The sequence below is a fragment of the Dryocola baronae genome (assembly GCF_051297175.1).
Lineage (GTDB): Bacteria > Pseudomonadota > Gammaproteobacteria > Enterobacterales > Enterobacteriaceae > Dryocola.
In genome coordinates this window covers 1,292,531-1,308,860 of record NZ_JBINNY010000001.1, presented here as the reverse complement: position 1 = coordinate 1,308,860, position 16,330 = coordinate 1,292,531, and the positions used below count along the sequence as shown (strand labels likewise).

The following is a 16,330-nucleotide window of genomic DNA, read 5'->3' as shown; positions in this document are numbered from 1 at the left end:
TGCGTTTGCAGGGTGGATAAGCGCAAGCGACATCCACCGGTTAATCCTTATCTTTGCTGCTCATCTTCAAGAATCAGCCCGTCCGGCCAGGCGTGAACAACCGCTTTGATTAGCGTCGCGAGGGGAATAGCAAAGAACACGCCCCAAAATCCCCACAGCCCGCCGAAAATCACCACCGACAGAATAATCACCAGCGGATGCAGGTTAACGGCTTCGGAGAACAGCACCGGCACCAGCAGGTTGCCGTCCAGCGCCTGGATAATCAGATACACCGCAAACAGCGTCCAAAACTCCGTGCCGAGGCCGAACTGGAATAGCGCGACGCAAACTACCGGAATCGTCACCACAAAAGCGCCGATGTAAGGGATAAGAACCGAGAAGCCCACCAGCACCGCCAGCAGCAGCGAGTAGTTAAGCCCGAAAACGATAAACCCGATGTAGGTCGCGATGCCCACCACAATCATTTCCAGCACTTTGCCACGGATGTAGTTGGTGATTTGCTGGTTCATCTCAAGCCACACCTGCCCTGCCAGCCCGCGGTTACGCGGCAGCACGCGCCGCACGGCGTTGAGCATCTGCTCTTTATCTTTAACGAGGAAGAAGACCATCAGCGGCACCAGCACTAAATAAATAGCCAGCGTCAACAGCCCCACGAGGGAAGCCAGGGAGAACTTCACCACCTGATCGCCCATGCCGGACAGGCGGCCGCGCATGTTTTCCGCCATCGCGTCGATGATGCCCGCGTCCATCAACGCCGGATAGCGCTTCGGCAGCGTTGCGGCAAAATCAGACAGCTTGTTCAGCATTCCGGGCATATCGCGGATGAGGTAAATACCCTGTTGCCAGGCGACCGGCGCAACCACCAGCACCATAACCATCAGGATGCCGACAAAAAGTACCAGCACGAGGGTGGCCGCCCAGGTGCGTGAACAGCCAATGCGTTCAAGTCGCGCCGTTGGCCACTCCAGCAGATAGGCCAGCACGATGGCGACCAGCAGCGGCGCTAAAAGACCGTGGAAGAAAAAGAGGATGACAAACCCGGCCACCAGGATGACCAGCAACGCGATGGCCTCCGGGTCGCTAAACCGTCGGCGGTACCACTGCAACAACATTTCGAGCATACATCCCTTCCCTGACAGCTTTGTGCGAAACGAGATTGTAGCGAAATGTCATCAGAAAGACTTTGCTTTTTACGCCTGTTTTATGGCGGTTTAAATTGCTCATAGATAAGATGTATCTCAAACAAATCCCGGGCTACACTTCCTCAGCGGGCGCGAACGAAAACGCGTGGAGCATGTCGAAGATAGACTTTGATTACACAGGACAGGATGTATGTTCAAGCAGTTGAAAAAATCGCTGGTTGCAACGCTTATGGCAGCCTTACTCGCAAGCCCGGCCACGCCCGTTCTTGCGGATGTTGCCGATCAACTGCCTGATATGGGCACATCAGCAGGGAACACGCTGTCAATCGGTCAGGAAATGCAGATGGGGGACTTCTACGTTCGCCAGCTGCGCGGCAGCGCCCCGTTGATCAACGACCCGTTACTGGTGCAGTACATCAATAACCTAGGGATGCGCCTGGTCAGCCACGCGAATTCCGTCAAAACGCCTTTCCATTTCTACCTGATCAACAATGACGAGATAAACGCCTTCGCCTTCTTCGGCGGTAACGTGGTGCTGCACTCGGCGCTGTTCCGCTACGCGGACGACGAGAGCCAGCTGGCTTCGGTTATGGCGCACGAAATTTCACACGTCACCCAGCGACACCTCGCCCGAGCGATGGAAGATCAGAAAAAGAATGCGCCACTGACGTGGGTGGGTGCGCTTGGCTCGATCCTGCTGGCGATGGCTAGCCCACAGGCGGGGATGGCCGCGCTTTCAGGTACGCTTGCGGGCACCCAGCAGGGCATGATCAGCTTCACTCAGCAAAACGAGCAGGAGGCGGATCGCATTGGCATTCAGGTTTTACAGCGCGCGGGCTTCAACCCGCAGGCCATGCCGACCTTCCTTGAAAAGCTGCTGGATCAGTCGCGCTATTCTACGCGCCCGCCTGAAATCCTGCTGACCCACCCCCTACCGGAAAGCCGCCTGGCCGACGCCCGCAACCGCGCCAACCAGATGCGGCCCGTGGTGGTGCAGTCTTCGGAAGATTTTTACATGGCGAAGGTGCGCACCCTCGGCATGTACAATTCCGGTCGCAATCAGTTAACCAGCGATCTGCTTGATGCGTGGGCGAAGGGAAATATCCGTGAACAGAACGCCGCACAATACGGCCGTGCGCTTCAGGCGATGGAAGGAAGTAAATGGGATGAGGCCCGTAAAGCGCTGCAGCCGCTGCTGGCGGCCCAGCCGGCTAATCCGTGGTATCTCGATTTATCGACCGACATCGATCTGGGGCAGAACAAAGCCACAGACGCTATCAATCGCCTGAAAAATGCGCCGGGAATCAAACAGAACCCGGTGTTACAGCTTAACCTCGCCAACGCCTACGTGCAGGGCGGTCAACCGGCGCAGGCTGCTGCTATCCTCAATCGCTACACGTTTACCTATCCGGACGACGGCAACGCATGGGATTTGCTGGCGCAGGCAGAATCTGCGATGGGTAACCGCGATCAGGAGCTGGCCGCCCGTGCAGAAGTGATGGCGTTGAATGGCCGCCTCGATCAGGCTATTTCCCTACTCAGCAGCGCCAGCGCACAGGTGAAGCTCGGCAGCCTGCAGCAGGCTCGCTACGATGCGCGCATCGACCAGTTCCGGGAATTGCAAAAACGCTTCCTTCAATACCAAAAGATGTAACAGGAGTTCGAATGTCTGCAGGAGTTGCTATTTACCACAATCCACGCTGTTCCAAGAGCCGCGAAACCCTAAACCTGCTCAAGGAAAACGGCGTGGAGCCTGAAGTTGTGCTGTATCTGGAAACGCCGCCGGATGCGGCAACCCTCAAATCCCTGCTGGGCAAATTAGGTTTTGCGAGCGCGCGCGAATTGATGCGCCAAAAAGAAGAACTCTATAAAGAGCTAAATCTTGCAGATGCGGGGCTAAGCGAAGAACGGCTGATTAAGGCGATGGTGGAACATCCGAAGCTGATTGAACGCCCAATCGTGTTAGCCAACGGCAAAGCGCGCATTGGCCGCCCGCCTGAGTCGGTGCTTGAGATTTTGTAATGCGGGATTAACGTCGGGTGGCGAGCATCGGATGGTGGCTCACGCCTTATCCGACCTACGAACGTGCGGCGTTGTGTGGCTTGTTGGGTGGATAGGCGACAGCGCCACCCACCGAGGCATCACGAGACATTAAAGCCCGAGAATTTCCTTTACAAACGGGATCGTAAGCTTGCGCTGGGCGGTAATAGACGCGAGATCCAGCTGATCCAACGTCATAAACAGCGTTCGCATTTCGCGATCCAGGCGCTTGAGCAGAAAACGCCCCACGTCTTCCGGTAGCTCAAACCCACGCAGGCGCGCACGAAGCTGCAAGGCCTGAAGCTTATCGTCATCCGACAGCGGCTGTAGCCGGTAGATTTGCCCCCAGTCTAGGCGCGATGCGAGATCCGGCAGCTGAAGATTAAGCTGGCGCGGCGGGCGATCGCCGGTAATCAACAGACGGGTTTTGCCTGATTCCAGGATGCGGTTATAGAGATTAAAGATCGCCATTTCCCACAGCTCGTCCCCCGCGACGCATTCGATATTATCGATGCAAACCAGGGAAAGCTGTTCCATGCCGTCTAACACTTCGGGCACAAACCAGGTGCGTTTATCCAGCGGTACGTAGCCGACCGCCTCGCCTCGCTGCGACAGTTCCGCACAGGCGGCGTGCAGCAAATGGCTGCGCCCGCCTCCTTCTCGCGACCAAAAATAGATGTACCCGCTGTGATCCTGACGGAGCACGGACTGCAGGGCGGCGAGCAAAGAAGGGTTATCACCCGGCCAGAAACTGGCAAACGTTTCGTCATCAGGCAAATAGAGTGGCAGTGAAAGCTGTGCCGGCGTATTCAGAATTACCTCAACCATAACAGGCAGAAAAACGCTAAGAGTCTACCACAGAATTGGGGGGCTGTAGAACCGGGCGGTTTGCCGCCCGGCAGGACTTGAAACGGCTACTTAACTTCGTTTTCCGGCGCGTCCAGCACCACTTCTTCCGGACGCAGGATGCTGATTAATTTGAAGATTAAGCTCAGGCCTACGCCAACGATAGTCGCCAACGCCATGCCCTTCAGCTCGGCCGCGCCAATGTGCACTTTCGCGCCGCTGACGCCGATGATCAGGATCACCGAGGTAAGGATCAGGTTTTGCGCCTTGCTGTAGTCAACTTTTGATTCGATCAGCACGCGAATACCGGAAGCGCCGATCACGCCGTACAGCAGCAGGGAAACGCCGCCCATCACCGGCACCGGGATAATCTGAATCGCCGCCGCCAGCTTGCCGACGCAGGAGAGCAGAATGGCGAGGATTGCCGCACCGCCGATAACCCAGGTGGAATAAACGCGGGTAATCGCCATCACGCCGATGTTTTCGCCGTAGGTGGTGTTCGGCGTGGAGCCGAAGAAGCCAGAGAAAATTGTCGAAATGCCGTTGGCAAACATTGAGCGGTGCAGGCCTGGATCACGAAGCAGGTCTTTCTTCACGATGTTCGCCGTAACGACCAGGTGACCAACGTGCTCGGCGATAACCACCAGCGCGGCGGGCAGAATGGTGAAAATAGCAAACCATTCGAAACGCGGCGTATAGAAGGTTGGCAGCGCGAACCAGTGCGCTTCGCGGATTGGCGTAACGTCCACCACGCCCATCGCAAACGACAGCGCATAGCCCGCCAGCACGCCGATCAAAATCGGGATAATTGCCAGGAAGCCGCGGAACAGCACGGAGCCGAAGATGGTCACCGCAAGCGTCACGAGAGAAATAATGATGGTGGTAGTGTCCGGGGAAGCGCCTTCGGCAGGCAGCAGGCCCGCCATGTTCGCCGCAACGCCCGCCAGCTCAAGGCCGATAACCGCAACGATGGCCCCCATCGCCGCCGGTGGGAACATGACGTCCAGCCAGCCGGTGCCCGCTTTTTTCACAATCAGCGCCACGAGGCAAAACAGCACGCCGCACATGATAAAGCCGCCCAGCGCGACTTCATAACCCAGCGGTAAAAGCAGCAGCACCGGGGAAATAAACGCAAAGCTCGAGCCGAGATAGGCAGGAATCTTACCCTTACAAATAAAGAGATAGAGCAGCGTGCCGATACCGTTAAACAGCAGAACGGTGGCCGGGTTGATGTGAAACAGAATCGGCACCAGAACGGTGGCACCAAACATGGCGAACAGATGCTGCAAACTTAACGGAATCGTTTGCAATAGCGGTGGTCTTTCACTTACCCCGATAGCACGGCGGGTCATGTTGTTTTCCTCTGAGTATTGTTTTAACGAACGACGAGTTTTACAAACCAAAAAAAAGCCGACTTTCGAAGTCGGCTGCTTTTTTATTTCGTACCAAATATTTTGTCGCCGGCATCGCCGAGGCCTGGAATAATGTATCCGTGCTCGTTGAGGCCCTGATCGATTGAAGCTGTGTAGAGTTCAACGTCCGGGTGGACTTTCTCCAGCGCGGCGATACCTTCCGGTGCAGCAACCAGTACCAGCACCTTGATGCTGGTGCAGCCCGCGTTTTTCAGCAGGTCGATAGTGGCGATCATCGAGCCGCCGGTGGCAAGCATCGGGTCAACGACCAGCGCCATACGCTCTTCGATGTTAGAAACCAGCTTCTGGAAGTAAGGCACAGGCTGCAGGGTTTCTTCGTTGCGGTAGACGCCCACCACGCTGATACGCGCGCTTGGTACATTTTCCAGCACGCCTTCCATCATGCCCAGACCGGCACGCAGAATAGGCACCACGGTAATTTTCTTACCTTTGATCTGGTCGATTTCTACCGGGCCATTCCAGCCTTCGATAGTCACCTTTTCCGTTTCCAGATCCGCAGTGGCTTCGTAAGTCAGCAGGCTGCCAACCTCAGAGGCGAGTTCACGAAAGCGCTTGGTACTGATGTCCTGCTCACGCATCAGGCCCAGCTTGTGTTTGACGAGTGGGTGTTTCACTTCCACGATCTTCATAACTCTTTCTCCCCGAGATGTTGGCGTCCACAAAAAAAATCGCCGGATTATACCGCTTTTTCGCAGCGTAGCCACCGCTAATGGGCTTGATCGAGATCAACCAGACTGGAATGAGTATATCTCAAGAATATTTCTGACCGCATAACAAGAGGCTCGCAAACGTTTGCCTGCACTGTTAGAATTGCCGCGATTTTATTCCAGGCCAACCGATGGAACTTGAACCATGACCGACAAAACCTCTCTCAGCTACAAAGATGCCGGTGTTGATATTGATGCTGGTAACGCTCTGGTCGACAGAATTAAAGGCGTAGTGAAAAAGACCCGCCGCCCGGAAGTGATGGGTGGACTGGGCGGTTTCGGTGCGCTGTGCGCGTTGCCTCAGAAATATCGCGAGCCCGTGCTGGTGTCCGGCACCGATGGTGTAGGCACCAAGCTGCGTCTGGCCATGGATTTAAAACGTCACGACACAATCGGCATTGACCTGGTCGCCATGTGCGTTAACGATTTGGTTGTTCAGGGCGCCGAGCCGCTGTTCTTCCTTGATTACTATGCGACCGGCAAGCTGGACGTGGACACCGCATCAAGCGTCATCACCGGCATTGCCGAAGGCTGCCTACAGTCTGGCTGTGCGCTGGTCGGCGGCGAAACCGCTGAAATGCCCGGCATGTACCACGGCGAAGATTACGACGTAGCGGGCTTCTGCGTTGGCGTGGTCGAAAAATCAGAAATCATCGACGGTTCTAAAGTGGCCGACGGCGACGTGCTGATTGCTCTGGCCTCAAGCGGCCCGCATTCCAACGGCTACTCTCTGGTGCGTAAAGTGCTGGAAGTCAGCGGTGCCGACCCGCTGACCACCGAGCTTGAAGGCAAACCGCTTGCAGATCACCTGTTAGAGCCGACCCGCATTTATGTCAAACCGCTGCTTGAGCTGATTGGCGAAGTGGACGTGCACGCTATCGCCCACCTGACCGGCGGCGGCTTCTGGGAAAACATCCCGCGCGTGCTGCCGGATAACACACAGGCCGTTATTGACGCGTCTTCATGGCAGTGGCCAGCTGTGTTCAACTGGCTGCAAAAAGCCGGCAACATCAGCAGCCACGAAATGTACCGCACCTTTAACTGCGGCGTGGGCATGCTGATTGCCCTGCCTGCGGCCGAAGCGGACAAAGCGATTGCCTCGCTGCAGGCCAAAGGTGAAAACGCCTGGAAAATCGGTATCATCAAAGCCTCTGACTCCGATGAGCGCGTGGTTATTGAGTGATGAAACGCATTGTGGTGCTGGTTTCCGGTAACGGAAGCAATCTTCAGGCGATTATCGACGCCTGCCAACAAAAAAAGATTAACGGCACCCTTGCCGCGGTGTTCAGCAACAAGGCCGACGCGTTTGGCCTTGAGCGCGCACGCGAGGCGGGCATCCCGGCACATGCGCTCGCCGCCAGCCAGTTTGCCGACCGCGCGGCGTTCGACCGTGAATTGATGCATGAAATCGACGCCTACGCCCCGGATTTGGTGGTGCTCGCCGGTTATATGCGTATCCTTAGCCCGGAATTTGTCGCGCACTATTCCGGTCGCCTGATCAACATCCACCCTTCCCTGCTGCCTAAATATCCCGGCCTGCACACGCATCGCCAGGCTCTGGATAACGGTGATGAAGAGCACGGAACTTCTGTTCATTTCGTCACCGACGAACTGGACGGCGGGCCGGTTATTCTGCAGGCGAAAATTCCGGTGTTCGACGGCGACGACGAAAATGACATTACCGCCCGCGTGCAGCATCAGGAACACGCTATTTATCCGCTGGTCGTCAGCTGGTTTATGGAGGGCCGCTTAGAGATGCGCGGCAACGCGGCCTGGCTTGACGGCAAGGCATTGCCGCCGCAGGGGCATGCCTGCGAAGAGTAATATTAAGGGGCTACGGCCCCTTTTTTAATGCCTGCGTCAGGCGAAAATTGCTTACTGGAACGTTCAAACGCCCCGCTTTGCGAGGCGTTGTTGGACAATCCACGTCAAAGCTCGCCATAATGACCAGCGTGACGGCATTTTACGTTCACGAAAACGCAAGTGAGAGGGCTAATGGGTCAGGATAAGCTGTATATCGAAAAAGAACTGAGCTGGTTGTCTTTTAACGAACGTGTGCTCCAGGAAGCGGCGGATAAAATCAACCCGCTGATCGAGAGGATGCGTTTTCTCGGCATCTATTCGAATAACCTTGATGAGTTCTACAAGGTGCGGTTCGCCGAACTTAAGCGGCGTATTTTGATCAGCGAAGAACAGGGAACAGCGCCGAACTCGCGCCATCTTCTGAATAAGATCCAGGCCCGCGTGCTAAAGGCCGATCAGGAGTTTGACGGGCTGTATAACGATCTGCTGCTGGAAATGGCGCGTAATCAGATCTTCCTGATTAACGAACGCCAGCTTTCTGAAAACCAGCAAAACTGGCTGCGCCACTACTTCAAACACTACCTACGTCAGCACATCACACCGATCCTGATCAACCACGACACCGATCTGGTGCAGTTCCTGAAAGACGATTACACCTACCTGGCGGTGGAAATTATTCGCGGAGACGATACCCGCTACGCCCTGCTGGAAATTCCGTCTGACAAAGTCCCGCGCTTCGTAAACCTGCCGCCGGAAGCCCCGCGCCGCCGCAAGCCGATGATCCTGCTGGACAACATTCTGCGCTACTGCCTGGACGACATTTTCAAGGGCTTCTTCGATTACGACGCGCTGAATGCCTATTCGATGAAAATGACCCGCGACGCGGAATACGACCTGGTAACAGAGATGGAATCCAGCCTGCTCGAGCTGATGTCGTCAAGCCTGAAACAGCGCCTGACCGCCGAGCCGGTGCGCTTTGTTTATCAGCGCGATATGCCCGATGCGATGGTTGAGATGCTGCGCAATAAGCTGACCATCACTAACTATGATTCGATTATTCCGGGCGGTCGCTACCACAACTTCAAAGACTTTATTAACTTCCCGAACGTCGGCAAGGCGAACCTGGTGAACAAGCCGCTGCCGCGCCTGCGTCATATCTGGTTCGACAAATTCCGCAACGGCTTTGACGCCATTCGCAACCGCGACGTGCTGCTTTACTATCCGTACCATACCTTTGAGCACGTGCTGGAACTGCTGCGCCAGGCCTCGTTCGACCCGAGCGTGCTGGCCATCAAAATCAATATTTACCGCGTGGCGAAGGACTCGCGCATCATCGAATCAATGATTCACGCCGCGCACAACGGCAAGAAAGTAACGGTGGTGGTTGAGCTGCAGGCGCGCTTTGACGAAGAGGCCAACATCCACTGGGCGAAACGCCTGACGGAAGCGGGCGTGCACGTTATCTTCTCAGCGCCGGGGCTGAAAATTCACGCCAAGCTGTTCCTTATTTCGCGTAAGGAAGGTGACGAAGTGGTGCGTTACGCGCACATCGGCACCGGTAACTTTAACGAAAAAACCGCGCGCCTTTATACCGACTATTCGCTGCTGACCGCCGACGCGCGCATCACCAACGAAGTGCGCCGCGTGTTTAACTTTATCGAAAACCCTTATCGCCCGGTAACCTTCGACTACCTGATGGTTTCGCCGCAGAACTCGCGCCGCCTGCTTTACGATTTGGTCGATCGCGAAATTGCCAATGCGCAAAACGGTGAACCGTCCGGCATAACCCTCAAGCTCAACAACCTCGTTGATAAAGGGCTGGTCGACAGGCTTTACGCCGCCTCAAGCTCGGGCGTTAAGGTGAATCTGCTGGTGCGCGGAATGTGCTCTCTGATCCCGAATCTGGAAGGGATCAGCGATAATATACGTGTGATCAGCATCGTCGACCGCTACCTCGAACATGACCGCGTTTACATCTTTGAAAACGGCGGCGACAAGAAAGTTTATCTCTCCTCGGCTGACTGGATGACGCGTAACATCGATTACCGCATCGAGGTCGCCGTCGCCGTGCTTGACCCGCGCCTGAAGCAGCGGGTGCTGGATATTATCGAAATTCTGTTTAGCGATACCGTCAAAGCGCGTTATCTCGACAAAGAACTCAGCAATCGCTACGTGCCGCGAGGCAACCGCCGTAAGGTCCGCTCGCAGCTGGCGATCTACGATTACATTAAATCTCTGGAACAACCTGAATAACGCTATGCCGATAAAAAAACATGCTCCACGGCCGCAGGAGTTTGCTGCGGTCGATCTCGGCTCGAACAGCTTCCACATGGTGATTGCCCGCGTGGTTGACGGCGCGATGCAAATCATCGGGCGCTTAAAGCAGCGCGTTCACCTCGCCGATGGGCTAAACGCTGAGAACGAGTTAAGCGAAGAGGCGATGGAACGCGGCCTTTCCTGCCTCGCGCTTTTTGCGGAACGCCTGCAGGGTTTTGCGGCAGCTAACGTCTGCATCGTCGGCACCCACAGCCTGCGCGAGGCGGTCAACGCCGAGGAGTTTCTCAAGCGCGCCGAGCAGGTTATCCCCTACCCGATTGAAATTATTCCCGGCAATGAAGAAGCGCGCCTGATTTTCATGGGCGTGGAACATACCCAGCCGGAAAAGGGCCGCAAGCTGGTAATCGATATCGGCGGCGGCTCCACGGAGCTGGTCATTGGCGAAGACTTTGAGCCGATGCTGGTCGAAAGCCGCCGGATGGGCTGCGTGAGCTTTGCGCAGAATTTCTTCCCGCAGGGCACCATCACCCCCGAAAACTTTAAGCGCGCGCGCCTCGCCGCCGTCCAAAAGCTGGAGAATCTCTCCTGGCAGTACCGTCTGCAAGGCTGGAAGGTAGCAATGGGGGCTTCTGGCACCATCAAGGCCGCTCACGAAGTGCTGGTTAATATGGGCGCAAAAGACGGCATAATCACCCCTGAACGCCTGGAAATGCTGCGCGACGAAGTGCTGAAGTTCAAAAGCTTCGCCGCCATGAGCCTGCCCGGCCTGTCCGAAGAGCGTAAGGCGGTGTTTGTACCGGGGCTTGCAATTCTCTGTGGCGTGTTCGACTCACTGGCTATCCGCGAGCTTCGTCTGTCCGACGGCGCGCTGCGTGAAGGGGTGCTCTACGAAATGGAAGGCCGATTCCGTCATCAGGATATTCGTATCCGTACCGCGCAAAGTCTGGCTAATCAGTACCATATCGACAGCGATCAGGCCAAGCGCGTGCTGCAAACCACCGAGCACATTTACCAGCAGTGGGAAGCACAAAACCCGAAGCAGGCAAATCCGCAAATGGCCGCGCTCCTGAAGTGGGCCGCGATGCTGCACGAGGTGGGGCTGAATATCAACCACAGCGGCCTGCACCGCCATTCGGCCTATATCCTACAGCACAGTAACCTGCCGGGCTTTAATCAGGAGCAGCAGATGCTCATCGCTTCGCTGGTTCGTTACCATCGCAAGGCGATAAAAATCGATGATTTGCCGCGATTTACGCTGTTCAAGAAAAAGCAGTTCCTGCCGCTGATTCAAATCCTGCGTCTCGGCGTGCTGCTCAACAATCAGCGCCAGGCAACTACGACCCCGCCGACGCTGGTGCTGGAGACTGACGAAAACCACTGGACGCTGCGCTTCCCGCACGACTGGTTTAGCCAGAACACGCTGGTGCTGCTGGATCTGGAGCGGGAGCAACAGTACTGGGACAATACGCCGGGCTGGAAGCTCAAGATTGAAGAAGAGGCAAGCCCGACGGTCGCGGCCTGAGAGGATTAAGCGGTCGGGTAGCGCAACCTTTGCCCGACCAGCCTTCCATCGGTTTTACTCACTCTCAGCAAGCAAAGACTCAAGCGGCTGCGGGCGGCCAACTAAATATCCCTGCATGTAATCAATACCTAAGCGCTGCACCGCGTCCTGCACCTCTTCGCTCTCAACGTACTCCGCCACCACCTGCATTTTTTTCATGCGGGCTAGCTGGCAGATGGACTCAACGATCTGATAGTCCAGGCTGCTGGTTAATACGTTACGAATAAAGCTGCCGTCGATTTTCAGTATGTCCGCGCTGATGTCTTTCATGCGCGCGTAGCTTGCGTAGCCGGTACCAAAATCGTCGATAGCAATGCGGCAGCCCATACGTTGAAGCGAAGTGAGCGTGACGTTGGCCTGCTCCAGGTTGGTCAACGAATTGCTTTCGGTAACTTCGAAAATCAGCTGCCATGGCTCAATGTTGTACTGCTTCAGCAGGCTTTTCACTTCCACCGGAAACTGCGAGCGGCTTACGGATGCGGGCGTCAGGTTGATGGCAAACCGGCAGCCGGGGAGCTGCTCACGGGCCGCGTCCATAAACTGCAGGGTGGCTTCAAGCACCCAGCGGTCGATTTTAGACGACAGGCCAAATTCATGCGCCACGGGCAAAAAACTGTCTGGAGCGAACAGCTCGCCGTCGTTGCCCTGCATGCGCAGCAGAATTTCATGATAGGAATCGCCGCGCATTCCCCTAATACGCTGGGCCATGAGGACAAAAGTACCACTGTCCAACGCCACCTGCAGGCGGTTCATCATGGCGACCTTGTTCTTCACCGCGTTCTGAACGTGGTTCGAGCCCTGGCGCTGGAGGTTTTCAGGGTGATAGGTGGTAAGAGAAAGTTCGGCCATGGTGCTTAGCTCGCCCAGCAGCAAATAAAGATGCGTAATTGGATGCCGGACATAGCAATAGCTTATCCCGACCTGCGGCTGCAGGGGCATTCCGTCCCACATAAAGCGGAACTGCTTCACGCGGCGGTCAATCTCTTCGATGCGATCTTCATGGGTTTCGTAGTTTAGGCGCACGGCCATGTCGTGGCCGGAAAGGTGGTAAACCTTTTCGCCCGGAGCCAGGACCTGGCGAAGATATTCCGCAATCTGCTGCTTGTACTGGATGCGCAAAAGCACGCCATAGTTTCGCCCCAGCAGCTCCATTTCAGGAATGCTTAAAAAGGCGATGGCGGACCACGGATGTCGGCTTAGATCGCGATTGAGCGCGCGCAGGTTCGGCATCTGAACAATCGGATCGGTAAAGGCCACCCGCCGGGCTTTAGCATGCAGAAAACGCTGGCGCGTTGTGACAGCGGCCATCATATAGATGGTGATAGAGAACACCGCGTAGCAGGAGGACGCTATTGCAAGGTGAAGCTCAAATCCCATATCCGGCGGTAAATAATTATGAAAACCGCTGCACAGGATAATGAGTATGGCTGTCCAGAAATTGGTGATGAACAGGAAGCCAAAGCGCATCGCCCCCCAAAGCATGACCGGGAGAATAAGCGTCAGCGTGTAGTCCGTTCTGAATATCGAGGTGGAGTCCCCAATCGGCAGCATCAGCATCGTCACCAGCAGCGCGACGAGGCACAGCCAGAGGGAAATTTCTGTCTTTGTGACCCCATTTTGTGCCTGTCCGCGCATCCGTGACCAGAAAGATGCCACAAACCTCGGGTTTCTAATCATCCGGATGATGAAGTAGAAAAACGGCATCCCGGTTAAGGTTCCCACCAGCACGGCCTGGTAGTTAATAAGCGTGCGAGGATGGAGAGGGTTTTCCGCAACCATGCTTAAGGCGGCGTCATACCAGCCAAAAAACAGCCCAAGCTGATAGAGAAAAACAAACAGAGTGGAATTGATAAGCACCAGCCAAACCATGCGCTGAAGCGTGAGATGAATAATGCCAAACATCACCGAATTCCGGCGCGGCACGAATACCCTGTATCCCGCATAGCTTAGCGCGACGGGTATAAGAAAATGTCCAACAGCGAGCAACGCGGTGACGTCGCCCTTTAAAGGAACGTAGCGGATAAGCAGCGCAAGGATAATACCGGGTATCGCCGCCCAGCCGAAGATCACGACAAAAGACGTCATCAGCCCGAGAGACATGTAAACCAGAAAGACGCGACCGCCTTCCATCACAGAATAGGCGTTGAACCATACCGCCAGGGGAAGCAGCAGCGCGGGCAGAATCAGAGGCAGCGCCCACCAGTTATTCTTATGTTTTTCGTACCAGTTCGCAAAACGCATAAACGGTCGCCAGAAACCCAGTAAGTCCTGCTTGGGGGAAATGTTCAGTTAGGAATCCGGCCTGACTGAGAGAAACCATATCACTATGGCGCGGAGTGCTGATTTTAGTTAGGGTTTTACACAAAGAAATGATTTGGATCAATTCGCCACGAAACCATTCGGCCACTGACCAAAAAACGCTCGTTTGTCCAAAAAAAACTAACCCTGCATGAATATCAAGAAAGATTTATATAACAATAAGAAATGAATATGCTGACGCATTTTTACATGTTTAAGAATTGACCTGAAGGCGACGCTATGCCTAAATATTATTGTCGCCCGCATCTGTCGGGCAAACCCTAAGGGCCTTTTGCGTGACACAGGTTACGAGTATGCGAAGACGACACCGGTTTAACGGTCGAATGACCCGCATTATTCTTCTCATCAGTTTTCTTTTCCTTTTTGGTCGTTTTGTCTATTCCTCTATCGGTGCCTGGTATCATCATCAGGACAAAAAGGCAGAGGCGCAGCAAAGCAGCCTGTCAGTGGATACCACCAACCGGTAACGCAATCTTCTAAGTAAGTGATTAACACTGCTGAAAGCCAGTGAGCTTTGTCACGCCCGTAGAAAAGATCCGGCGAATAAAAAAACAGGCGACCTATGGCCGCCTGCTGATGCTTATCTAAGACCTTAAAGTCTTATTCCCACTCGATAGTTGCCGGTGGCTTACCGCTGATGTCATAGACCACGCGGGAAATACCGTTAACTTCGTTGATAATGCGGTTGGACACGCGGCCGAGGAAATCGTACGGCAGGTGCGCCCAGTGCGCGGTCATAAAGTCGATGGTTTCGACGGCGCGCAGGGAAACAACCCAGTCGTACTTACGACCGTCGCCCATCACGCCTACGGAACGGACCGGCAGGAACACGGTGAACGCCTGGCTAACTTTATTGTAGAGATCGGCTTTATGCAGCTCTTCGATAAAGATGGCATCGGCGCGGCGCAGCAGATCGCAATACTCTTTCTTCACTTCGCCGAGAACGCGCACGCCCAAACCCGGGCCCGGGAACGGGTGACGGTAAAGCATGTCGTACGGCAGGCCGAGCTCCAGGCCAATTTTACGCACTTCGTCCTTGAACAGCTCTTTGAGCGGCTCAACCAGACCCATCTTCATCTCTTTCGGCAGGCCGCCCACGTTGTGGTGAGATTTAATGACGTGCGCTTTGCCGGTGGCAGAGGCGGCAGATTCGATAACGTCCGGATAAATGGTGCCCTGGGCCAGCCATTTGACATCTTCCAGGCGCAGCGCTTCTTCATCGAACACTTCAACGAACACGCGTCCGATGGTTTTACGCTTGGCTTCCGGGTCGTCGATGCCTGCCAGCTGGGACAGGAAACGCTCTTCCGCCGGTACGTGAACGATGTTCAGACCGAAGTGGTCGCCGAACATTTCCATTACCTGGGTGGCTTCGTTCAGACGCAGCAGGCCGTTGTCGACGAATACACAGGTTAGACGGTCGCCGATGGCGCGGTGAAGCAGCATCGCGGTGACGGATGAATCCACGCCGCCGGACAGGCCAAGAATAACCTTGTCGTTACCCACCTGCTGGCGAATACGCTCAATGGCGTCTTCGATAATTTTTGCCGGAGTCCACAGCGCTTCGCAGCCGCAGATTTCCAGAACGAAACGCTCCAGCAGACGCTGGCCTTGACGGGTGTGCGTCACTTCCGGGTGGAACTGAACGCCGTAAAAACGTTTTTCTTCGTTGGCCATAATGGCAAACGGGCAGGTTTCGGTGCTGGCAACGGTCACAAAGTCAGAAGGGATGGCGGTGACTTTGTCGCCGTGACTCATCCAGACGTCCAGCAGCGGTTTGCCCGCGGCGCTCAGTGAATCTTCGATACCGCGAACCAGCGCGCTGTCGGTTTTCACTTCAACCTGGGCGTAGCCGAACTCACGCTCGCTGGAGCCTTCTACATGACCGCCAAGCTGCATCGCCATGGTCTGCATGCCGTAGCACACGCCGAAGACCGGCACGCCAGCTTCGAAGACGTATTCCGGCGCACGCGGGCTGTTCTGTTCGGTGGTGCTTTCCGGGCCGCCGGAAAGAATGATACCGCTTGGGTTGAATTCACGAATTTGTGCTTCAGTGACATCCCACGCCCACAGCTCGCAGTAAACGCCCAGCTCGCGCACGCGGCGCGCAACCAGTTGCGTGTACTGAGAACCGAAATCAAGGATAAGTATACGATGTTTATGGATATTTTCCGTCATTGACGCTTATTCCGAGGCAAGTGA

13 protein-coding genes are annotated in these 16,330 nt (G+C 55.4%); 7 read left to right on the top strand and 6 right to left on the bottom strand.

Annotation, left to right across the window (positions count from 1 at the left end; translation table 11 throughout):
- Nucleotides 1-47 precede the first annotated feature (47 nt).
- Nucleotides 48-1,121: an AI-2E family transporter gene (locus tag ACSPHG_RS05980; RefSeq protein WP_435952593.1), complete on the bottom strand. Its 1,074-nt coding sequence runs from the start codon at nucleotides 1,119-1,121 to the stop codon at nucleotides 48-50.
- A 211-nt stretch (nucleotides 1,122-1,332) separates the two neighbouring features.
- Between ACSPHG_RS05980 and bepA the strand changes: the two genes are divergently transcribed.
- Nucleotides 1,333-2,796 carry a beta-barrel assembly-enhancing protease gene (bepA, locus tag ACSPHG_RS05975; RefSeq protein WP_435952592.1) on the top strand — a complete coding sequence of 488 codons (1,464 nt, stop codon included), beginning with the start codon at nucleotides 1,333-1,335 and terminating at the stop codon, nucleotides 2,794-2,796.
- A gap of 11 nt (nucleotides 2,797-2,807) precedes the next feature.
- Nucleotides 2,808-3,164 (top strand): arsenate reductase (glutaredoxin), encoded by a 357-nt coding sequence (gene arsC / locus ACSPHG_RS05970; RefSeq protein ID WP_435952591.1) that lies wholly within the window; start codon nucleotides 2,808-2,810, stop codon nucleotides 3,162-3,164.
- A gap of 129 nt (nucleotides 3,165-3,293) precedes the next feature.
- Here the strand turns inward: arsC and ACSPHG_RS05965 are convergent, their stop codons facing one another.
- From ACSPHG_RS05965 to upp, 3 genes are all read right to left on the bottom strand, one after another.
- A complete protein-coding gene (locus ACSPHG_RS05965; protein ID WP_435955952.1) occupies nucleotides 3,294-3,995 on the bottom strand; it encodes a DnaA inactivator Hda in 702 nt (233 codons plus the stop codon).
- A 101-nt stretch (nucleotides 3,996-4,096) separates the two neighbouring features.
- A complete protein-coding gene (uraA, locus tag ACSPHG_RS05960) occupies nucleotides 4,097-5,380 on the bottom strand; it encodes a uracil permease (protein WP_435952590.1) in 1,284 nt (427 codons plus the stop codon).
- A gap of 83 nt (nucleotides 5,381-5,463) precedes the next feature.
- Nucleotides 5,464-6,090: a uracil phosphoribosyltransferase gene (gene upp, locus ACSPHG_RS05955; RefSeq protein ID WP_435952589.1), complete on the bottom strand. Its 627-nt coding sequence runs from the start codon at nucleotides 6,088-6,090 to the stop codon at nucleotides 5,464-5,466.
- Between the two features lie 223 nt (nucleotides 6,091-6,313).
- Here upp and purM point away from each other — a divergent pair, with 223 nt between their 5' ends.
- The 4 genes from purM to ppx all read left to right on the top strand — a co-directional run bounded on the left by purM (nucleotide 6,314) and on the right by ppx (nucleotide 11,770).
- Nucleotides 6,314-7,351, top strand: coding sequence for a phosphoribosylformylglycinamidine cyclo-ligase (purM, locus tag ACSPHG_RS05950; RefSeq protein WP_435952588.1), 1,038 nt, complete (start codon nucleotides 6,314-6,316; stop codon nucleotides 7,349-7,351).
- Nucleotides 7,351-7,992: a phosphoribosylglycinamide formyltransferase gene (purN, locus tag ACSPHG_RS05945; protein ID WP_435955951.1), complete on the top strand. Its 642-nt coding sequence runs from the start codon at nucleotides 7,351-7,353 to the stop codon at nucleotides 7,990-7,992. Before purM ends, purN begins: the two co-directional genes overlap by 1 nt.
- A gap of 171 nt (nucleotides 7,993-8,163) precedes the next feature.
- A complete protein-coding gene (ppk1, locus tag ACSPHG_RS05940; RefSeq protein ID WP_435952587.1) occupies nucleotides 8,164-10,224 on the top strand; it encodes a polyphosphate kinase 1 in 2,061 nt (686 codons plus the stop codon).
- Between the two features lie 4 nt (nucleotides 10,225-10,228).
- Nucleotides 10,229-11,770, top strand: coding sequence for an exopolyphosphatase (gene ppx, locus ACSPHG_RS05935; protein WP_435952586.1), 1,542 nt, complete (start codon nucleotides 10,229-10,231; stop codon nucleotides 11,768-11,770).
- 54 nt (nucleotides 11,771-11,824) lie between these two features.
- Here the strand turns inward: ppx and ACSPHG_RS05930 are convergent, their stop codons facing one another.
- Entirely contained in the window at nucleotides 11,825-14,050 is a 2,226-nt protein-coding gene (locus ACSPHG_RS05930; protein WP_435952585.1) for a bifunctional diguanylate cyclase/phosphodiesterase, read from the bottom strand.
- A 353-nt stretch (nucleotides 14,051-14,403) separates the two neighbouring features.
- Here ACSPHG_RS05930 and ACSPHG_RS05925 point away from each other — a divergent pair, with 353 nt between their 5' ends.
- A complete protein-coding gene (locus ACSPHG_RS05925; RefSeq protein ID WP_435952584.1) occupies nucleotides 14,404-14,595 on the top strand; it encodes a YfgG family protein in 192 nt (63 codons plus the stop codon).
- A gap of 133 nt (nucleotides 14,596-14,728) precedes the next feature.
- Here ACSPHG_RS05925 and guaA read toward each other — a convergent pair whose 3' ends face one another.
- Nucleotides 14,729-16,306 (bottom strand): glutamine-hydrolyzing GMP synthase, encoded by a 1,578-nt coding sequence (guaA, locus tag ACSPHG_RS05920; protein ID WP_435952583.1) that lies wholly within the window; start codon nucleotides 16,304-16,306, stop codon nucleotides 14,729-14,731.
- Nucleotides 16,307-16,330: the final 24 nt, after the last annotated feature.